24 protein-coding genes and 2 other annotated features are annotated in these 21,011 nt (G+C 40.9%); all 24 genes read right to left on the bottom strand.

The features are described 5' to 3' along the window. Positions 1–208 precede the first annotated feature (208 nt). Entirely contained in the window at positions 209–811 is a 603-nt protein-coding gene (locus tag BSO02S_RS21010) for a class I SAM-dependent methyltransferase (RefSeq protein WP_066072277.1), read from the bottom strand. A gap of 115 nt (positions 812–926) precedes the next feature. Continuing rightward, positions 927–1,286, bottom strand: a complete 360-nt coding sequence (gene rplL, locus BSO02S_RS21005; protein WP_066072275.1) for a 50S ribosomal protein L7/L12 — start codon at positions 1,284–1,286, stop codon at positions 927–929. Between the two features lie 96 nt (positions 1,287–1,382). Continuing rightward, on the bottom strand, positions 1,383–1,883 hold the full coding sequence (gene rplJ, locus BSO02S_RS21000) for a 50S ribosomal protein L10 (protein WP_066072272.1): 501 nt from the start codon (positions 1,881–1,883) through the stop codon (positions 1,383–1,385). 127 nt (positions 1,884–2,010) lie between these two features. Beyond that, positions 2,011–2,158 (bottom strand) — a sequence feature (ribosomal protein L10 leader region). A gap of 53 nt (positions 2,159–2,211) precedes the next feature. Then, a complete protein-coding gene (rplA, locus tag BSO02S_RS20995; RefSeq protein WP_066072268.1) occupies positions 2,212–2,910 on the bottom strand; it encodes a 50S ribosomal protein L1 in 699 nt (232 codons plus the stop codon). Positions 2,911–3,024: 114 nt separating this feature from the next. Then, entirely contained in the window at positions 3,025–3,450 is a 426-nt protein-coding gene (rplK, locus tag BSO02S_RS20990; RefSeq protein WP_007085303.1) for a 50S ribosomal protein L11, read from the bottom strand. A 181-nt stretch (positions 3,451–3,631) separates the two neighbouring features. After that, a complete protein-coding gene (gene nusG / locus BSO02S_RS20985) occupies positions 3,632–4,165 on the bottom strand; it encodes a transcription termination/antitermination protein NusG (RefSeq protein WP_066072265.1) in 534 nt (177 codons plus the stop codon). Between the two features lie 143 nt (positions 4,166–4,308). After that, complete coding sequence (secE, locus tag BSO02S_RS20980) at positions 4,309–4,491, bottom strand: preprotein translocase subunit SecE (protein WP_066072263.1); 183 nt, start codon at positions 4,489–4,491, stop codon at positions 4,309–4,311. Positions 4,492–4,533: 42 nt separating this feature from the next. Next, positions 4,534–4,680: a 50S ribosomal protein L33 gene (gene rpmG, locus BSO02S_RS26605; RefSeq protein WP_084375123.1), complete on the bottom strand. Its 147-nt coding sequence runs from the start codon at positions 4,678–4,680 to the stop codon at positions 4,534–4,536. 126 nt (positions 4,681–4,806) lie between these two features. Beyond that, a complete protein-coding gene (sigH, locus tag BSO02S_RS20975) occupies positions 4,807–5,457 on the bottom strand; it encodes an RNA polymerase sporulation sigma factor SigH (protein ID WP_066072259.1) in 651 nt (216 codons plus the stop codon). Positions 5,458–5,526: 69 nt separating this feature from the next. Continuing rightward, positions 5,527–6,036: an NYN domain-containing protein gene (locus BSO02S_RS20970; protein ID WP_066072256.1), complete on the bottom strand. Its 510-nt coding sequence runs from the start codon at positions 6,034–6,036 to the stop codon at positions 5,527–5,529. A 3-nt stretch (positions 6,037–6,039) separates the two neighbouring features. Continuing rightward, a complete protein-coding gene (rlmB, locus tag BSO02S_RS20965; protein ID WP_066072253.1) occupies positions 6,040–6,783 on the bottom strand; it encodes a 23S rRNA (guanosine(2251)-2'-O)-methyltransferase RlmB in 744 nt (247 codons plus the stop codon). Continuing rightward, on the bottom strand, positions 6,784–7,203 hold the full coding sequence (locus BSO02S_RS20960) for a Mini-ribonuclease 3 (RefSeq protein WP_066072250.1): 420 nt from the start codon (positions 7,201–7,203) through the stop codon (positions 6,784–6,786). 3 nt (positions 7,204–7,206) lie between these two features. Then, complete coding sequence (gene cysS / locus BSO02S_RS20955) at positions 7,207–8,604, bottom strand: cysteine--tRNA ligase (RefSeq protein ID WP_066072248.1); 1,398 nt, start codon at positions 8,602–8,604, stop codon at positions 7,207–7,209. Next, the gene (cysE, locus tag BSO02S_RS20950) at positions 8,585–9,253 is read right to left on the bottom strand and encodes a serine O-acetyltransferase (protein ID WP_066072245.1); all 669 of its coding nucleotides are present in this window, start codon (positions 9,251–9,253) and stop codon (positions 8,585–8,587) included. Before cysE ends, cysS begins: the two co-directional genes overlap by 20 nt. A 49-nt stretch (positions 9,254–9,302) precedes the next feature. Next, positions 9,303–9,546: a binding site (T-box leader), on the bottom strand. A gap of 130 nt (positions 9,547–9,676) precedes the next feature. Beyond that, positions 9,677–11,134 (bottom strand): glutamate--tRNA ligase, encoded by a 1,458-nt coding sequence (gltX, locus tag BSO02S_RS20945; protein WP_066072242.1) that lies wholly within the window; start codon positions 11,132–11,134, stop codon positions 9,677–9,679. Between the two features lie 50 nt (positions 11,135–11,184). Next, entirely contained in the window at positions 11,185–11,661 is a 477-nt protein-coding gene (ispF, locus tag BSO02S_RS20940) for a 2-C-methyl-D-erythritol 2,4-cyclodiphosphate synthase (RefSeq protein ID WP_066072239.1), read from the bottom strand. Further along, the gene (ispD, locus tag BSO02S_RS20935; protein ID WP_066072237.1) at positions 11,661–12,353 is read right to left on the bottom strand and encodes a 2-C-methyl-D-erythritol 4-phosphate cytidylyltransferase; all 693 of its coding nucleotides are present in this window, start codon (positions 12,351–12,353) and stop codon (positions 11,661–11,663) included. Before ispD ends, ispF begins: the two co-directional genes overlap by 1 nt. 59 nt (positions 12,354–12,412) lie before the next feature. Further along, positions 12,413–13,501, bottom strand: coding sequence for a PIN/TRAM domain-containing protein (locus BSO02S_RS20930; RefSeq protein WP_066072234.1), 1,089 nt, complete (start codon positions 13,499–13,501; stop codon positions 12,413–12,415). 201 nt (positions 13,502–13,702) lie between these two features. Continuing rightward, positions 13,703–14,776, bottom strand: coding sequence for a DNA integrity scanning diadenylate cyclase DisA (disA, locus tag BSO02S_RS20925; RefSeq protein WP_066072231.1), 1,074 nt, complete (start codon positions 14,774–14,776; stop codon positions 13,703–13,705). 3 nt (positions 14,777–14,779) lie between these two features. Next, positions 14,780–16,162, bottom strand: coding sequence for a DNA repair protein RadA (gene radA / locus BSO02S_RS20920; protein ID WP_066072228.1), 1,383 nt, complete (start codon positions 16,160–16,162; stop codon positions 14,780–14,782). Between the two features lie 114 nt (positions 16,163–16,276). After that, the gene (clpC, locus tag BSO02S_RS20915; protein ID WP_066072225.1) at positions 16,277–18,718 is read right to left on the bottom strand and encodes an ATP-dependent protease ATP-binding subunit ClpC; all 2,442 of its coding nucleotides are present in this window, start codon (positions 18,716–18,718) and stop codon (positions 16,277–16,279) included. A 17-nt stretch (positions 18,719–18,735) separates the two neighbouring features. Beyond that, positions 18,736–19,806: a protein-arginine kinase McsB gene (mcsB, locus tag BSO02S_RS20910; protein WP_066072222.1), complete on the bottom strand. Its 1,071-nt coding sequence runs from the start codon at positions 19,804–19,806 to the stop codon at positions 18,736–18,738. A 1-nt stretch (position 19,807) separates the two neighbouring features. After that, a complete protein-coding gene (gene mcsA, locus BSO02S_RS20905) occupies positions 19,808–20,356 on the bottom strand; it encodes a protein-arginine kinase activator protein McsA (protein ID WP_066072219.1) in 549 nt (182 codons plus the stop codon). A 25-nt stretch (positions 20,357–20,381) separates the two neighbouring features. Then, a complete protein-coding gene (locus tag BSO02S_RS20900; RefSeq protein ID WP_066072216.1) occupies positions 20,382–20,843 on the bottom strand; it encodes a CtsR family transcriptional regulator in 462 nt (153 codons plus the stop codon). Positions 20,844–21,011: the final 168 nt, after the last annotated feature.

Genomic DNA, 21,011 nt, shown 5'->3' with positions numbered 1-21,011 from the left:
TGTTTTCAAGAAAGAGTTTAGGCTCTTTCCATTAAACAAAAAGAAAAAGGGTTTTTTACTCAAAAACCACATTTTCACATTTTGACTATTATTTTGTCATCGTTTCCTTCTAATTCCCTTTTTATACTAAAAAAACAAGTATTTTAAGGAATAATTGGGAATTTATTATGATGGCATTTTATAATGCTATCATAGCGGCATTTTCAAGTCAACTTTTTTTCGCCTTAATAACAAAATAACCTTTTGATTTGTCAATAGTCTCAACGGAAAAAAATAATTCTTTTAATTTTTCTATCGTAGATGGTGCCCCTTGCTTTTTCTGGATTACCACCCAGAGCTCACCTTCAGCTGCAAGATGCATAGAGCTTTGTTCAAAAATATCATGGACCGTCTTTTTCCCTGCCCTAATCGGCGGGTTCGTTACGATTGCTGCAAAATTACTTCCTTTTACATTTAACAAGCGATCGCTTTCATATATATCAACATTTTCAGTTCTGTTTAGTGCTGCATTTTCCTTCGCAAGCTCTATCGCCCGTTCATTAACATCCACCATGTGAACCAGTCGATCGTTATTGTCCTTCGCAATAGACAAACCAATTGGGCCATAGCCGCACCCAACATCAAGAACTGGTCCTTCCACCTCTGGTATTTCAAAAGACTCAATTAGTAAACGTGAGCCAAAATCTACTTCTCTTTTCGAAAAAACACCGTTATCGGTTTTAAAGCGAAAAAGATTATTTCTTAGGGTGTATTCCCAATATTTAGGGCTACTTTCAACCTCTTGGGTTCGAGAATAGTAGTGTTCGGACATTAGACTCACCTCCGGAGAGTAGATATTTGAAGAAATACGAGGACTTACACTGATCAACAAAATGATAGTAAGGAAAAAAAAGCCCGCTTATGCAGCGAGCCTTTTTATAATATAATTACTTAACTTCAACGTTTGCTCCAACTTCAGCAAGCTTAGCTTTAACTGCTTCAGCTTCGTCTTTAGCAACGCCTTCTTTAATAGTCTTAGGTGCATTGTCAACAAGGTCTTTTGCTTCTTTAAGTCCAAGGCCAGTGATTTCACGTACTACCTTGATAACTTTGATTTTTTGGTCGCCAGCGCTAGCTAGGATAACATCAAATTCAGTTTGCTCTTCAACAGCTGCAACAGCTGCGCCGCCAGCTGCTACAGGAGCTGCTGCAGTTACGCCGAATTCTTCTTCGATTGCTTTTACTAGATCGTTAAGTTCTAAAACAGTCATAGATTTAACTGCTTCAATGATTTGTTCTTTAGTCATGATTAATTTTCCTCCTTAGTTTTCGTTCAAATTTATTAGTTTGCGATTAAGATTGTCCAGCTTCTGCGCCCAGGGCGCTTCCGCCTTTCTATTAACTTACGCGCCTTGTTCTTCTTTTTGTTCTGCAACTGCTTTTGTAACAAGAGCAAGATTGCGAATTGGTGCTTGTAGTACGCTGAGTAGCATTGAAAGTAAACCTTCGCGTGATGGTAGGGCTGCAAGTGCTGTAATTTCTTCAGCTGTTGCAACATTTCCTTCAATCACACCTGCTTTTAATTCAAGTGCTTCATGTTTTTTCGCAAAGTCATTCAAGATTTTAGCTGGTGCTACAACATCTTCAGTACTGAACGCGATGGCGTTCGGACCTGTTAATGCATCATTTAAACCAGCAAGCTCAACTGCTTCAGCAGCACGGCGTGTCATTGAGTTTTTGTAAACTTTAAATTCAACACCTGCTTCACGAAGCTGTTTACGAAGTTCAGTTAATTCGGCAACTGAAAGACCACGGTAATCAACAACAACAGTTGAAACACTAGCCTTTAATTTCCCAGCGATTTCATCAACGATTTGTTGCTTTAATTCGATTGCACTGCTCATCTTTACACCTCCTGTAGATTATCTACATTTATACCAGGTATAGAAAACTCGCCGACTGGCTAGCCCGTTAGGGCGAAGACAGAGGCGAAGTTGCACTTATGCCTGATGGGAAAGTTTTACTTTCCTATTGGCCAAATAAATACCTCCATATCATTACTTGACATGGAGGCAGCATACAACAGCTGAATGGATCAGCCAATTCTATATCGCTTACCTCGGCAGGTAATTAAGCCAATACAGGCACCTGCTGTCTACAGTACAAATGTTTATTATTTTTAACAACAAAATAAATTATATTAAATGTTGTTTGGATTGTCAATTGGTAAAATTACTTAACTGAAACAGATGAAGGATCTACTTTAACTCCAGGTCCCATTGTTGAAGCAACAGTTACGTTCTTCATGTAAGTACCTTTTGCAGCTGCAGGTTTAACTTTCACCATTGTTTCAAAGATTGTGTTGAAGTTTTCTACAAGCTTTTGGCTTTCGAAAGATGCTTTACCGATTGGTACATGGACATTCCCAGACTTATCAACACGGTATTCAACTTTACCAGCTTTGATTTCATTGATAGCTTTTGTTACATCAAATGTAACAGTGCCTGTTTTAGGGTTTGGCATTAAGCCTTTAGGTCCTAATACACGTCCTAGTTTACCAACTTCACCCATCATGTCAGGAGTTGCTACGATGACATCAAAGTCAAACCAGCCTTGTTGGATTTTATTGATGTACTCGGAATCGCCTACATAATCAGCTCCAGCTGCTTCTGCTTCCTTCACTTTCTCACCCTTCGCGAAAACTAGAACGCGTTGAGTTTTACCAGTTCCGTTAGGAAGTACTACTGCACCACGAATTTGTTGGTCTGCTTTCTTAGGGTCAACGCCTAAACGGAAAGCAACCTCAAGAGTTGCGTCGAACTTTGTGTAATTTGTTTGCTTTGCAAGTTCAATTGCTTCAACAATTGGGTATGCTTTCAAACGATCTACAAGCTTTGAAGCTTCTAAATACTTCTTACCTTTTTTAGCCATTTAAATTTCCTCCTAGATTGTGGTTTTAACGGTTAAACCTCCCACGAATAAAGGTTGCGAGTGAAATAAATCAGCGTCGCAACCTCCTCCTTACACCAAACAGTTCGGCACGGATTAGTCTTCGATAACAATACCCATGCTGCGTGCAGTACCTTCAACCATGCGCATTGCTGCTTCAACGCTTGCTGCGTTTAGGTCAGGCATTTTTTGTTCCGCAATCTCGCGTACTGTATCACGCTTTACTGTTGCTACTTTATTACGGTTTGGTTCACCTGAACCAGACTGAATTCCAGCTGCTACTTTCAATAGAACGGCAGCAGGAGGAGTTTTCGTAATAAATGTAAATGAACGGTCTTCAAATACCGTGATTTCAACAGGAATGATCAAACCAGCTTGATCTGCTGTACGAGCGTTAAATTCTTTACAGAATCCCATGATATTAACACCGGCTTGACCTAGTGCAGGACCAACTGGCGGCGCTGGGTTTGCTTTACCAGCAGGAATTTGTAATTTAACGACTTTAATTACTTTTTTAGCCACGAGACACACCTCCTTAAAGTCCGTGATGTGGTAATAGGAAACCTTGGGGTTCCCTCCCACTCAGGCATATGTCTTTATCTAATTATCATAAAGAACTTAACAATAGTCATGTCTCACAGTGAAGACATACTGACCTATGAAATATTACCACTTTTTAAAAATTATTTCAAGTTTTTTTACATTATAATTTATCAATCTGAGTAAAATCCAGTTCAACCGGGGTGTCACGACCGAACATATTAACCAGAACTTTGAGTTTTGATCTGTCTTTATCCATCTCTTCAATAGATCCAGTAAAGTTTGCAAATGGGCCTTCTTTCACTCGAACGGTTTCGCCAATCTCATAATTAGCATCGACACGTGCCTCAGTAACACCCATTCTTTTTAGGATGACGACCACTTCTTCAGGAAGTAAGGCAGTCGGTTTTGAACCTGATCCAGACGAACCGACAAATCCAGTTACACCAGGGGTATTTCGGACTACATACCAAGAGTCATCCGTCATCACAAGTTCAACCAAAACATAACCTGGAAAAACTTTGCGTTTTACTACCTTTTTCTTGCCATTCTTTATTTCCGTTTCTTCTTCTTCGGGGACAATCACCCGAAAAATTTTATCTGTCATGCCCATCGATTCGACACGTTTTTCTAAATTCGCTTTTACTTTATTTTCATACCCAGAATAAGTATGTAACACATACCAATTTTTTTCCATTTAAGAGGACTAGTGTCCGTCCCTCCCTGTGTTTTTTATCGGAAATCCCCTAAATCTTTTTAAACAAATGAAAAAACCCGTTTGAACGGGCTTTAGATAAAATTTCCTCTATTAATTACCATTATACCATGAATGATTACTTGTTATTCAAGAATTAAACGAATCAATTTTGAAATTCCTAAATCTAGTACCGCAAAGAATGCTGCAAAAAAAACAACGGTCGATAAAACAGTAATTGTAGAACGTGTTAGTTCACCGCGTTTTGGCCAGCTAACTTTTCTCATTTCACGGAAGACATCACTGAAGAACTTCTTTATGCGCTGCATTTCTTTAACCCCCAAAATCTATAAATAAAAAATCTATAATCATTACTTTGTTTCTCTATGAATTGTATGGGTTGAGCAAGTTTTACAGAATTTTTTCAATTCTAATCGTTCCGTTTGTGTCTCTTTGCTGACTGTCGAATAATTTCGTGAGCCGCAATCTACACATGTAAGAATGACCTTTTTACTCATATTTGACACCTTTTCGGGCCCTTCCGCTTTTCTAATTATCCCTAAAAATGTAACATGAGTCCTAGTTAATGTCAATAACCGCCGACAAGGGTTTCATACAAACGATATGATTCCTTTATGAAAAGTTTAAAGCGAGAATTCACGAATTTCCAAGTAGCGCTCGAGTTTTCTTTTCACCCGCTGCAGGGCATTATCAATGGACTTCACATGACGATTAAGCTCTTCAGAAATTTCTTGGTATGATTGTCCATCTAAGTAGAGGGCCAATACCTTCCTTTCTAAATCACTTAACAATTCAGTCATTTTGAATTCTATATGATCAAACTCTTCTTGATTAATAAATAGTTCTTCGGGATCAAGTACTTTGGCGCCCGACAAAACATCCATTAAGGTCCTGTCCGATTCTTCATCATAGATAGGCTTGTCCAAAGAAACATAGGAATTTAACGGGATATGCTTCTGGCGTGTCGCGGTTTTAATCGCTGTAATGATTTGACGGGTGATGCAGAGCTCTGCAAATGCTTTGAAAGAGGTTAGTTTATCCTCCCTAAAGTCACGAATTGCCTTATAAAGCCCAATCATACCCTCTTGGACAATATCTTCTTTATCTGCCCCAATTAAAAAATAGGATCTTGCTTTAGCACGTACAAAGTTACGATACTTGTGGATTAAATAATCCAATGCTTCACTATCACCTTGGTGCACCAAATCAACTATTCCCTCATCATCCATAATGAAGAATTGTTGATTCATCTTTGTCCCGAAATCCGTACTCAACGTAGATCCCCTCCACCGAACAAGCATAGATAGTAATAGTATACATTAGAAATATTTTGAAGTCCACGTTCATTTCTGCCCTCTGCGCCACTTTTCAAAAATTTCCGTCATTTCATCACTAATTGGTATTTTGGAAACCGGCCTCTTTTCTTGGATTAACTTCACTTTCTTTTCGATGCCTTTTTCAATCGAAGACATTTCGACAAGCAGTTCCCGAGCAGATTTTCTTAATGCCCCTTGTCCAAAAATTGCCCATTGTTCCGTAAAATCAGAGGTAGCCACATGGATTTGCGTTTTGCGGTTACTTAGACTGATCGCCATTTTTTCAATTCGCTCATCAGCTGTTTCATTTTCTTTCGTGAATATTACTTCTACTTTATGATTTTTATATTTTTTTTCTGTCCCTTGCACATAATAGGCATCAAATACAACAATCACTCGGTAACCCGAATAGGCTTGGTATTCTGCCATTCTTTCCACTAGTCGGTCCCTTGCAGCAGGTAAATCACGGTCCCTTAGCGTTCTTAGCTCCGGCCAGGCTCCAATGATGTTATATCCGTCAACAAGCAGGATATCCATAAGCTACCCCCGAAGAGGATGCCGCTTTCGATAGACCTCATACATAAGCAAGGCCGCAGCAACGGAAGCATTTAAAGATGTCACCTTTCCTGCCATCGGCAAATGGATAAGGAAGTCGCATTTTTCCCCGATTAGCCGCCCCATTCCTTTTCCTTCACTGCCGATTACTAAGCCAAGCGGAAGTGTGCCATCTATTTGACGGTAATCCTGCTTTCCTTTTGCATCCGTTCCGGCAATCCACACGCCCCGTTCTTTTAGTTCATCAATAGTCCGTGCCATGTTTGTTACACGAGCAACTGGAATATATTCAATCGCGCCCGTCGAGGCTTTAGCGACTGTCGCTGTTAGACCCACAGCCCTGCGCTTGGGAATAATAATCCCATGTGCCCCTACTGAATCTGCTGTCCTCATTATCGAGCCAAGGTTATGCGGGTCCTCAATTTCATCCAATAATAAAAAGAAAGGTGGTTCGTTTTTCTTTGCTGCTGCTGCAAACAAATCATCGATTTCCGCATATTGATAGGCAGCAATGTAGGCCAAGACCCCTTGATGATTTTCATCAGCAATTTGGTCAATTTTTTTCTTTGGGACAAACTGAACAATCACATTTGCTTCTTTTGCCAACTGGGTAATTTGCTGCATCTGGCCGCGCTGCGACCCTTCCGCAATCAGAATTTTATTAATATCCCGTTCCGATTTAAGTGCCTCAATAACGGGATTTTTACCAACAATGTATTCCTGGTCCATTTAGCTTTCCTCCTTTCTTTCATCCACATATGAAAACGCTATTTGAATAAGCTCTTCTAATCGTTCAATATTACCTGTTAAATATAAATGACCCATCAATGCTTCAAACGCTGTACTGTAATGATAAGTTTGTACATCTGTATTTTTTGGAACAGTGCCAGACTTTGCATTTCTGCCGCGCATGACTACTGCCATTTCTGCGTCATCAAGTAGGTTATCATCCATCAGTTGAAAAAGAATCCGGCATTGTGCTTTTGCCGATACGTATTTTGTTCCCGTACGATGTAATTGGTTCGGCCTTACTTTTCCGCTATACAAAAGGTGCCGTCTTACATAGGTTTCATAGACGGCATCCCCCATATAGGCAAGAGCGAGGCTATTCAATTGCCGGGCATCGATTGTCTGTTGATAATTAAGCATAAATTAGCCTCTTTTCCACCTGGTACCCTGCGGTGTGTCTTCTAAGATAATATTCATTTCCTTTAGCTGATCCCTAATTTGATCAGATAATTGAAAATTACGGTCTTTCCGTGCCTGGATCCGCTTCTCAATCAGCGCATCAATTTCTTCGTCAAGCATTTCCTCTTTACCAAGTGTCAGCCCTAAGACATGGAATAATTCTTCAAATTCTTTGGTGAAGGCATCAATAACTTCTACAGCTGTATTTTTTTCTAAAAGATAATAATTAGCCAGCTTGGAAAGGTCAAATAAAACGGAAATTGCTTTAGCCGTGTTAAAATCATCATCCATCGCCTCGATAAACTGATTCTGTAAGGCAGATATTTTATCGAGCCACTCCTGATTATTATTGGTTAAACCCACGCTCGCTTCTTTCCGATGTTTTAAATTTTGATAAGAGGTTGTTAAGCGTTCAAAAGCGGCCTTTGTGCTTTCCAATAATTCTTCATTGTAATTAATAGGATTACGGTAATGAACCGATAACATAAAAAATCGTAATACTTGCGGATTATGTTTTTTGATAATGTCATGGACAAGGACAAAGTTTCCAAGTGATTTTGACATTTTTTCATTATCAATATTAATGTAACCATTATGCATCCAGTAGCGGGAAAATAGTTTTCCGGATAGTGCCTCCGATTGGGCAATTTCATTTTCATGATGCGGGAACGTTAAATCTTGACCCCCGGCATGAATATCAATCGTGTCGCCCAGATACTTTTTCGCCATCGCTGAGCATTCAATATGCCAGCCTGGTCTGCCAAGTCCCCACGGGCTCTCCCAGTAGATTTCCCCTTCCTTTGCCGCTTTCCATAGGGCAAAATCTAGGTCATCTTGTTTCTTAGCACCGACTTCAATCCTTGCCCCGATTTGCAGGTCATCAATGGATTGGTGGGAAAGCTTCCCGTACCCATCAAATTTTCTTGTCCGGAAATAAACATCACCAGCAGATTCATAGGCGTAGCCTTTTTCGACTAATTGATTAATAAAATCAATAATAATATCCATATTTTCCATGACACGTGGATGAACATCAGCTTTTTGGCAGCCTAATGCGGAAACATCCTCAAAATAGGCATTGATAAACCGGTCGGCAATCGCCGGAACTTCTTCGCCTAACTGATTGGCCGCCCGTATCAACTTGTCATCAACATCGGTAAAATTGGAGACGTACTGCACCTCATAGCCCCGATATTGAAGATAGCGCCTGACCGTATCAAAGACAATGGCTGGTCTGGCATTTCCAATATGAATATAATTATAGACCGTCGGACCGCAAACATACATTTTTACTTTTCCTTCTTCAAGCGGGACGAAGGCTTCCTTTTTGCGCGTAAGTGTATTATAAAGTTGAATGGTCATTGACTTGTATCCTTTCTCCTTTTAATTCTTCAAGTTCATGCATTAACTTATCCAGATCATTTTGCATTTCTTTAAAGCGGTCGGCTACAGGGTCTGGCATGTCACAGTGGTTCAAGTCCCTTGTAATTCTTCTTCCATCCTGGATGACGACTCTCCCTGGTATCCCAACTACCGTTGAGTTAGGGGGTACTTCTTTCAAAACAACCGAGCCGCCTCCAACTTTGGAGTTTTCTCCAACAGTTATTGAACCAAGCACCTTTGCACCCGTGGCAATCAGAACATTATCCTTTATCGTCGGATGCCGCTTTCCTTTTTCTTTACCCGTTCCCCCAAGTGTTACCCCTTGATATATAGTTACATTATCCCCAATTTCACACGTTTCCCCTATAACAACGCCCATACCATGGTCAATAAAAAATCTTCTGCCTATTTTTGCCCCAGGATGGATTTCAATTCCGGTAAAAAATCGGCTTACTTGCGAAATAACCCTGGCAAGGAAAAAGTATTTCCGATTAAAGAGTGCATGCGCGAGTCGATGTGACCAAATGGCATGCAAGCCTGAATACGTCAAAATTACTTCCAAATGACTTCTAGCTGCTGGATCTTGTTCAAAAACAACCTCAACGTCCTCCCTCAACTTCTTGAACATTACCATTTTCCCCCTTTTTCCGAAAAAATAAAAACGCCTCTGTCAAATCGACAGAGACGCTTGTGCGTGGTTCCACTCTGATTAGACCAAAAACTCCAAAAAACTGAAGCTAAACACTGGTCTCACTCTACCTGTTAACGGATAGGTTCCGCCCATACCTACTTGAAGTTGACTCTTTTCGGAATAGGGCTCAGAGGTGCATTTCAAATCAGGAGAGGCCTAAACCACTTTCAGCCGATGATGGTTTTCTCTTTTAAGCATCCTTTTTTACTTTTCCTCTTCTACGCTTTAGCGATATAAGAATTTATAAACTTTGAACTTAGATACTGTCCAGCTCCAGCGTCCAGCGGCTAGTGTACTTCGCTAAAAGGTCGCTTCCGCTTTTCTTACTTTCTCTTACTATATTACATTTCACCATTAATGTTAACTAATAATTTTATTAATTCTCTTTTGAACCTTTTCTTTTCCTAAAAGTTCAATTGTCTGAGGAAGATCTGGACCATGTGTTTGACCTGTTACCGCTGCACGAATCGGCATAAATAGGTTTTTCCCTTTTTGTCCGGTCGACTTCTGCACAGCTTTCATCGCTGCCTTTATTCCATCGGCACGGAAGATTTCGAGTTGGTCAAGCTCTTGTGAAAATGCCTTTAACACTTCCGGAACCGTTTCACCTGCTAAAATTTCCTTTGTATCTTCTTCATAATCTGCCTCGTCTTTAAAGAACATATCTGAAAGGTCAACAATTTCCGCCCCAAAGCTCATTTTTTCCTGTAAAAGAGATACTAAGCCCTTTACCCATTGGTGCTGTTCATCGGTCATACTTTCCGTTATACGTCCTGCCTTTATTAAGTGCGGTAAAGAAATCCCAACCAGACGGTCAATCTCAATCATTTTCATGTATTGGTTGTTCATCCACATAAGCTTTTGTTTATCAAATAACGCCGGTGATTTTGAGAGGCGGTCCGCATCAAATAGGTCAATAAACTCCTGCTTAGAGTGAATTTCCTCTTCACCGCCCGGCGACCAGCCAAGCAAGGTAATAAAGTTAAACAACGCTTCTGGGAGATAACCCAATTCTTCATATTGTTCAATGAATTGGATAATCGACTCATCACGCTTACTTAACTTTTTGCGGCTTTCATTGACGATCAATGTCATATGGCCAAAAATGGGCGGTTCCCAGTCCAAGGCTTCATAGACCATCAATTGCTTAGGCGTATTAGAAATATGGTCATCCCCGCGGAGCACATGGGAGATCTTCATTAAATGATCATCAATCGCTACGGCAAAATTATAGGTTGGGGTGCCGTCCTTTTTAATGATTACCCAATCGCCCATCCCCTCGGATTCGAAGGAAACGCTGCTTTTTACCATATCATCAAATGTATAGGTTTTCCCTTCCGGTACGATGATACGGATGCTTGGCTCCCGACCTTCACTTTCTAGCTGCCCGCGCTCTTCCTCAGTTAAATGTCGGCATTTGCCGGAATAATGAGGAGTCTCACCCCGTTCAGATTGCGCTTCCCGCTCTGCTGCTATCTCTTCCTCTGTACAATAGCATTTATAGGCATGACCATTCTTTAATAATTGATTATAATAGGTTTCATAAATTTCATTTCGTTCGGATTGACGATAGGGGCCGTATTCGCCGCCGACATCGACACCCTCGTCCCAATCGATGCCGAGCCATTTTAAATATTTTAACTGGCTTTCTTCTCCGCCTTCAATATTCCGCTTTTTATCGGTATCTTCTATCCGAATAATGAATTTGCCACCGTGATTGCGTGCAAACAAATAATTGAATAACGCTGTGCGGGCGTTTCCGATATGTAAATGTCCCGTTGGACTTGGCGCATATCTTACACGAACATTGTTTGACATAATTATAATGCCTCCATGAATAATTAGTATGTTTTCAACTGATTATTGTATCATTTCTTTTTCAATAAAACTACTACTTGAGAGGCAATGCCCTCTCCTCTTCCGGTAAAGCCAAGCTTTTCCGTCGTTGTCGCCTTTACATTGATTTGTTCAGGCGCTGCCTCTAGCAATTCAGCAATCCGAACACGCATTTGCTCAATATAAGGTGCCATTTTCGGCTTTTGGGCAATAATTGTACAATCGGCATTGACAAGTTCGTACCCCTTATCTTTAACCAATTGCCAAACATGCTCCATTAGTTTCGCGGAGTCCGCATCCTTAAAATTCGGATCGGTATCGGGAAAATGCCTGCCAATATCACCTTCCCCAATTGCACCAAGACATGCGTCTGAAACCGTATGTAATAACACATCTGCATCCGAATGACCTAATAAACCCAATTCGTAAGGAATGGTGATTCCGCCTATAATCAGCGGACGCCCTTCTGCTAATTGATGAACATCAAAGCCCTGACCAATTCGAAACATCAGTAAAACCCCTTTTCTCTCTTTTTCATTATCGCCTCTGCGAAATATAAATCCTCCGGTGTTGTTAATTTAATATTATCATAATCACCTTCTACGATTGTCACAGGATGATCGAGGCGCTCCACTAAGCTGGAATCATCTGTTCCAAGAAATTTATCCCGCTCTGCTTTTTCATAAGCTTCCCTAAGGATTGAAATACGAAAAGCTTGTGGGGTTTGAACAGCCCACAAGCTTGAACGTTCGACAGTTTCCATTACCACACTATCTTGTACCTTTTTCATAGTATCCTTTGCCGGCACGCCAATAATGGCCGCCCCTGTTTTCACCGCTGTTTCCGCTAACCGGTGGATATGCTCTTTACGGATAAAAGGACGTGCTGCATCATGAACAAGAATAACTCCATCGGTTTTCACTGTTTTAAGTGCCTGATAGATGCTATCCTGACGTTCTTTTCCGCCTGGTACTAAGCTGATTACCTTCGTAATGTTGTACCTCTTTAGCAGTGCTATAAATTCCATTTCATCCTGAGGGTGAATCGCCAAGATTATGCCGCTGCAGGCTTTATCACCGGCAAATACCCTTAATGTATGGATTAGCACAGGCACTCCATTAAGCTCTAGTAAAAGCTTATTTTTCCCCGCTCCCATTCTTTTTCCCTGGCCAGCTGCCGGGAGAATGACTTGGTAAGTCATAGTATTACCCCACTCTATCTATTCTAGCTCCAGCTCCTAGGGGCTCGAGTCATTTTGTTCTAAAGTGCCTTTTCTAATAATTTCGGTTTTGCAAAAATCATTCGACCGGCAGAAGTCTGAAGAACACTTGTCACAAGAACCTGAATCCTTTTGCCGATATATTCTCTTCCTTCTTCAACGACAATCATTGTTCCATCATCTAAATAAGCCACACCCTGGTGATACTCTTTTCCATCCTTGATCACTTGAACTGTCAATTCCTCACCCGGAAGGACAACTGGCTTGACGGCATTCGCTAAATCATTAATGTTTAACACGGAGACATTCTGCAATTCACAGACTTTATTCAGATTAAAGTCATTGGTTACAAGAATCCCGTTTGTAATCTTTGCCAGTTTCACCAGCTTTGAATCTACTTCGCTAATCTCTTCAAAGTCACCCTCATAAATTTCTACCTTTATGGCGAGTTCCTTTTGAATTCGGTTTAAAATATCCAAGCCCCTGCGACCGCGATTTCGTTTCAAAACATCAGAAGAATCAGCAATATGCTGCAGTTCCTCAAGGACAAACTGCGGAATAACAATGGTCCCCTCTAAAAATCCTGTCTGACAAATATCAGCCACACGTCCATCAATAATGACGCTTGTATCTAATATTTTTAAAGGATGATTCACTTCCTGATCGTTCTCCTCGTCACCGGTTTTTTTCTTGTTTGCACGGTTACCAAACAGACCTAACAGCTCATCCCGTTTCTTAAAGCCTACCTGAAAACCGAGATAACCAAATAATAAGGTCAGCAATATTGGGGCAACAGCATTTAGAAATTGCACCTGGACAGCATTAAGGGCAAAGCCAATTAAAAAGGCCACAATCAAGCCAAAAATTAAGCCGACACTGCCAAAGAGCACATCTGTTACAGGGATTTTCACTAAGGAATCTTCCGCCCATTTAATAAAATTAAAGACATAATCTACTGCCCAAAAGGTAATAAGATAAAAAATAATAGCACCTAAAATAGCAGTGACATACGAGTTATTAATGATTGGAATGTCATTAATATGAAGTAGTTTGAACAATTCCGGTAATAACAATATCCCAAGCGTACCACCCATGATAAGGAAGCAAGCTTGAACAATACGTTTTAACATTCCTTCACCTCCTCTACTCATTATAAACATATTCGCAAAAATGAAACCTTGATTTGCTGATTATTTTTCTAAATTGTAAACAATTTGAAATGTATTTGTTATCTTCCAACTTATTCCCATATGGTAGCATTGGAAAAAATCAGTGTCAAACAAATAGAAATTTATCATTCTAGCATGGAATAATTGCTTTTTCGATACTTTTTATAGATGACGATCGGTGTAAAGGCGTTCTTTAATTAATTTAAAACCTTCTTTGATCTTCTTTGCCCGGACTTCCCCGATTCCCTCGACATCGTCCAGATCTTCAACCGAGGCATAAATAATTTTAGAAAGTTCACCAAAACTGCTGATTAGATTTTCAATGATTATCGATGGAAGTCGTGGAATTTTATTGAGAATACGATAGCCGCGTGGACTTTTACTTTCATCAAGATGAACATAACCATGGTAGCCCATTAATTTTAATAAAACCATATCCTCAATCGTTCCGTTATTAGCCATGGCCTGCATCCTTCCAAGGACGTCCTTAGCCAAAATGTCACGTTCAAAGGCGTAATCTTTAATAATCATCATCGTCTCATCTTCTAGATCGGTTAAGATTTCATTCATTTGTAAGCGGATCAGCCGGCCCTCTGTCCCTAGTTCATGCAGAAAGGTTAACAATTCGTTTTTTATCTTTAAAACCATCTCAAAACGATGGAGCACTAACAAAAAGTCGTTATATGTAACCGACTCCTCAAACTCTAAAATACTTAAATTAACAATACTTTGTTCTAACACAGCTTTATACTTTTCAAGCGTCTGAATCGCTTGATTGGCTTTCGTCAAAATAACCGCAATGTCTTTTAACGCATAGCGGAAATTTCCTTGATACAAGGTAATAACATTTCTTCTTTGGGAAATGGCAATCACAAGGGCTTTTGTTTGTTTAGCTGCCCTTTCAGCTGTCCGGTGGCGCATCCCTGTTTCTGTCGATGGAATATCGGCGTTTGGCGCCAGCTGGGCATTTGCAAACAGGATTTTGTTTCCTAATTCATTTAAAATTATTGCACCGTCCATTTTTGCCAATTCATATAAAAAGCTTGGCGAAAAAGGGCAGTTAATCTCAAAGCCGCCGTCAACAATACTTTTTACCTTATCATTAAACCCAACAACAATCAGGCCTCCTGTATTGGCACGAAGGACATTGTCGATTCCCTCGCGAATAGGTGTACCAGGGGCAAGAAACTGCAAGATTTCACTGACAGTATACCCACCAAGCTTTTTATTTTCCATCCGCTACTCCCCCAGCGCTGCTTTTAGTGCTTCACTGACAGACGAAACACCAATTAGTTGAACTCCCGTTGGTCCTTTCCAGCCGCTTAAATTATTTTTAGGCAAAATTACTCGCTCGAAACCTAGTTTTGCCGCTTCTTGGACACGCTGTTCAATTCTTGAAACCCTTCTTACTTCACCTGTTAACCCGACTTCGCCGATAATGCAATCGGTCGGTCTTGTCGGCTTATCTCTAAAACTGGAAGCAATACTCACCGCAACAGCTAAGTCAATCGCTGGTTCATCCAATTTTACACCGCCGGCGACTTTTAAATACGCATCCTGATTTTGCAGTAACATCCCGACCCGCTTTTCCAATACAGCCATTAACAGCGGTACACGGTTATGATCGATGCCCGTTGCCATTCTTCTTGGGTTCCCAAAGCTTGTCGGTGAGATTAACGCCTGAATTTCAACAAGGACCGGCCGGGTCCCTTCCATTGAGGCTACCACTGTTGAGCCAGCTGCCCCCCGTGAGCGCTCTTCGAGGAAAATTTCCGATGGATTTTCTACCTCTTCAAGACCCAGCTCTTTCATTTCAAATATACCCATTTCATTTGTTGACCCAAAGCGGTTTTTTACGGCCCTTACAATCCGGTACGTATGGTGCCTTTCCCCTTCAAAATATAGAACGGTATCCACCATATGCTCTAACAGCCTTGGGCCCGCAATTGAACCTTCCTTTGTTACATGCCCAACAATAAAAATGGCAATTCCTTTTGTTTTACCTATTCTCATCAATTCTGAGGTACATTCACGCACCTGTGAAACGCTCCCTGGTGCGGAAGTAACATCCGGGTGGAAAACCGTTTGGATGGAATCAATGATAACAAAATCAGGATTTGTACTATCAATGGTTCGGTTGATTTCCTCAAGGTTCGTCTCTGAGTAAACGAGAAGATTTCCGGATGATACTCCTAATCGCTCGGCACGGAGCTTTGTTTGCCGTAACGACTCCTCACCGGATATGTATAACACCTTACTGCCTTTATTCGCAAGCTGTGAAGATACCTGCAGGAGAAGGGTTGATTTACCAATTCCAGGGTCCCCGCCAATCAGCACTAATGAACCCTTTACCACACCGCCGCCAAGCACCCGGTTCAATTCATTAAATTCAGTTAGAATTCTTGGTTCATTTTCCATTTCAATCGAAGTGATTGGCATCGGTTTTGATAAAAGCCCTGAATCATTTTGAGAATGGGCAAATGCTCCCCTTCTAGTTACACCTGTTACCTCCACTTCCTCAACCATCTTATTCCACTGCCCGCAGCCTGGGCATTTACCCATCCACTTTGCAGATTCATACCCGCATTCCTGACAAATAAACTTTGTTTTTCGTTTTGCCATCTGACTTCTACCTCTCTTACAAACCTAAAAATAAAAAAAGAGGTACACGATTCGACTCTATTCACGTGTACCCCTGCTTGTTTTGTCTTGCAACTAAATTATTTGTTGATGATTCTACTTTGCTAAGCCCACTTTCTCTGCCATTTTTACGAAAAATTCACCGTTATCAACATCAATGATTACATGCTGCCCTTTTAACAAGGTTCCTTTGAGCAGTTCCTCTGATAGTCGGTCTTCTATATGTTTTTGAATGGCGCGTCGTAATGGTCTGGCACCATATTCTGGATCATAACCTTCCTGGGAAATTTTCCCCTTCGCTGCATCCGTTAACTCTAAGGAAATATTTTGCTCTTTTAACCGTTTGACTAACTGATCAGACAATAGGGTCACAATTTCATTAAGATGCTTTCTCTCTAACGAATGGAAAACAATGATTTCATCAATTCGATTCAAGAATTCAGGGCGAAATGCCTTCTTCAGCTCTTCCATCACTTTACCCTTCATGTCTTTATAGTCCTGCTCGCCATCCTGAATATTAAATCCAACATACTTGTTCCGTTTTAATGCCTCAGCACCTACATTGGACGTCATAATTAAAACAGTATTGCGGAAATCGACCGTTCTTCCTTTTGAATCAGTAAGGCGGCCATCTTCAAGCACCTGCAAAAGGATATTAAATACATCTGGGTGTGCTTTTTCAATTTCATCCAGCAAAATAACAGAGTATGGCTTTCTGCGAACCTTTTCTGTTAATTGTCCGCCTTCCTCATAGCCGACATATCCTGGAGGTGAACCAACAAGTCGGGAGGTAGAGTGCTTCTCCATATACTCGGACATATCAATCCGAATCATTGAATCCTCATCACCAAACATCGCTTCTGCTAAGGCACGCGCTAATTCTGTCTTTCCGACACCGGTAGGTCCGAGGAAAACAAAGGAACCTATTGGGCGTTTTGGGTCTTTTAATCCAGCTCTCGCCCGGCGGACGGCCTTTGAAACTGCTTTAACTGCTTCTTCCTGACCAATCACTCGAGAATGGATGGTATCCTCTAAATTAAGTAACTTCGCCATCTCTGTTTGGGCAAGCCTGGATACAGGGATTCCAGTCCAGCTTGAAACGACACTTGCGATGTCCTCAACCGTTACTTCATTGTTTTCTTTTCCTTGTTTTTCCTTCCAGGTCTTCTTGGTTTCTTCCAGCTGTTCACGAAGACGCTGTTCGGTATCCCTTAATGAGGCTGCTTTTTCAAATTCCTGGCTTTGGACGGCAGAATCCTTCTCTTTCCTAACATCCTCAAGCTTAACTTCTAATTCTTTTAAATTAGGCGGCGTGGTAAAGGAGCGCAGTCGAACCTTTGAGCCTGCTTCATCAATTAGGTCAATCGCCTTATCAGGCAGGAAGCGGTCAGAGATATAGCGGTCAGATAGTTTTACAGCTGCCTTAATCGCTTCATCGGTAATTGAAACACGGTGATGGGCCTCATAGCGGTCACGCAAACCTTCTAAAATTTGTACCGATTCCTCAGCCGTTGGTTCCTCGACTCGAATCGGTTGGAAGCGCCTTTCAAGTGCAGCATCTTTTTCAATATATTTCCGATATTCATCAAGAGTGGTTGCCCCAATACATTGGAGTTCTCCTCTTGCCAGTGATGGTTTTAAGATATTGGAGGCATCAATAGCCCCTTCTGCACCGCCAGCTCCAATTAAGGTGTGCAGCTCATCAATGAATAAAATAATATTTCCAGCCTGCCGAATTTCATCCATCACTTTTTTCAAACGATCTTCAAATTCGCCTCGATATTTGGTCCCAGCTACCACAGTACCCATATCAAGGGTCATCACCCTTTTATCGCGGAGGATTTCAGGTACTTCATTGTTGACAATTTGCTGGGCAAGCCCTTCAGCTATTGCCGTTTTTCCAACACCAGGCTCGCCGATTAAGACCGGATTATTTTTGGTCCGGCGGCTTAACACTTCGATGACACGCTGAATTTCTTTACCGCGGCCAATGACAGGGTCAAGGCTGCCTTCCCGAGCAATGGAAGTTAAATCTCTCGCAAGACTATCGAGTGTCGGGGTGTTGGCACTCGCTGACGCCCCTCCTTGATGTCCACTTGATTCATTACTGCCTAATAATTGCAGCACCTGCTGACGTGCCTTATTAAGGCTTACACCAAGGTTATTAAGTACTCGGGCAGCAACCCCTTCTCCTTCACGAATTAAACCAAGGAGAATATGCTCTGTGCCAACATAGGAATGTCCCAATTTACGGGCCTCATCCATCGACAGTTCAATAACTTTTTTGGCTCTTGGAGTATAGTGAATGGTTTGAGAGGCTTCCTGCCCTTTGCCAATTAAATTTTCTACTTCTTTCTGAATCTTATCAGAACCTAAGCCAAGACCATTCAGCGCCTTTGCGGCAATTCCTTCACCCTCACGAACCAACCCTAATAAAATATGCTCTGTTCCAATGTTATTATGTCCAAGGCGGATCGCTTCCTCTTGTGCTAAAGCTAGGACCTTTTGCGCCCTTTCAGTAAAACGGCCAAACATCATATTCTCTTCCTCCTCGCCTATTTTTGCTGCTCCATTTGTAGTCGTTCTCTAATTAACGCTGCCCTTCTTATATCCCTTTCGTGTGGTCTTAAGGAACCGCCAGCATACTGTTGCAAGAAACCTGGCTGGGTCAAGATCATTAATTCATTTAAAATCGTTTTCGAGATTTTTTCGATATATCCCATATCTATTCCAAGCCGAACATCAGATAAGCACCTTGCTGCTTCTTTTGATTCAATAATTCGGCTATTAGATAACACGCCCAATGAGCGGAACACTCTGTCTTCTAATTGTATGTTCGAAGTTTTCCGTAATGCTTCTCGCGCAGACCTTTCTTGCGAAATTAGCTGGCTCACAACCCCCTTTAGATCACGGCCAATATCTTCTTCTGATTTCCCAAGTGTGATTTGATTGGAAATTTGGAAAATATTCCCTAACGCTTCACTGCCTTCGCCATAAATCCCTCTTACAACAAGACCTAACTGGTTAATGGCGGGAATAATTCGATTAATTTGCTGTGTTAAGATTAATCCTGGCAGGTGCATCATGACAGAAGCACGGAGACCTGTTCCAACGTTGGTTGGACAGCTTGTTAGATAGCCGTGTTTTTCATCAAAAGCGAAATGAATTTTATCTTCAAGCCAATCATCTATTTCATTCGCTGCATCCAATGCCTCAGATAATTGTAAACCCGGGAACAAGCATTGAATCCGGATATGATCCTCTTCATTAATCATAATACTAACTTCTTCGTTTTCTGTTAATAGAACCGCACCATATGGTGAATCTTCAGCTAAATGCGGGCTAATTAAATGCTTTTCCACTAATACTCTTTTCTGAAGCGGCTGCATTTCTTCGATTTTCAACAATTCCATCTGCCCGAATCTTTGAAGATCAGATTTAGCTATTACTTCTTCCATATTCGCAATAATCATTTTTGCTTCATCATGTGAAAAAAGCGTTGGAAACTTATAGGATTCAAAGTTTCGAGCCAATCGGATGCGGGAACTGAGGACAATATCTGAATCAGGTCCTTCCTCGCTCATCCAGGAGCTTACAGCTTGATTTAGAAACCGCTCGAGCGACACATTATTCCCCTCCCTCTTGACTATTCGCTAATTTATTCTCTAATGCACGTATTTCATCGCGAATCTCTGCCGCTTTTTCAAACTCTTCACGGGTGATGGACTCACTTAGCTCGCTTTTCAATTCCTCAATTTGTTTACGAAGATGGATACCGCCACCAATTCTCTTCGGTATTTTCCCATTATGTGTCCAATTTCCACTATGAAGCCGTCTTAACACTGGTTTTAGCTGTTCTTTAAAGGTTTCATAACAATGGGCACACCCAAAGCGTCCTATCTTTAAAAACTGTGGAAATGTCATTGAACAGTTCTCGCATTGGAGGATTTCCTCCTGGTGAAATGGGCTTTGGCTCGGCTTTTGAAAAGTAGGATCAATGTTTAATAAGCCTGCTAACAGATTATTAAAGGCAAAACCCGATTCTCCGTTAAAAATAAACATTTCACCCTTTTCCTGAGCACATTTCTCACAAAGATGCACTTCTGTTTTTTCACCATTAATGATTTTTGTAAAATGAAGTGCTGCAGGCTTTTGATTACATTCCTGGCAAATCATACTTTCACCTCTCAAGCAGAAAAATTTATTTGTATTTTAAAGATGTTATCATGGCTTTAAGCATTCTTGCTCTTAATTCATCACGGTATGGGAGATCAATATAAAGAACGGAGCGATCAATAACACTTAACATAATTTTTGCTTCCCGCTTTGTAATAATCTCCTCTTGTACAAGTCTGACGATGACATCCTCTGCACTTGTTTGACTAATTTGGTTTTGGATGAGTGACAACAATTGGTCAATTAAGTGGGCCATATTATGCGATTGGACCTTAATAATTCGGATATATCCACCGCCGCCTCGTTTACTTTCTACAATATACCCTCTTTCAATTGTAAAACGCGTATTAATTACATAATTGATTTGTGATGGAACACATTGGAATTTGTCGGCCATTTCACTTCGTTTAATTTCAACGAGATCCTTTTCACTCATTTCCAATACTTGTTTTAAATATTTTTCAATAATATCGGAGATGTTTCTCATCTTTCCACCCCCATCCTCTGACTTTGACTATATTTGACTTTGATTATACTGAAATTTTGTCGTAGATGCAATAATTCACTACTATTGATTTTCTCCAAATCCCGCCAATGTGAAACCTAGGATTTTATAAAAACGGCTCATATTCGCCATTAACAAAAATTGCGAACA

This window comes from Neobacillus soli NBRC 102451 (assembly GCF_001591665.1).
GTDB lineage: Bacteria > Bacillota > Bacilli > Bacillales > Cytobacillaceae > Neobacillus > Neobacillus soli.
This window is presented reverse-complemented; position numbering and strand designations above follow the sequence as displayed.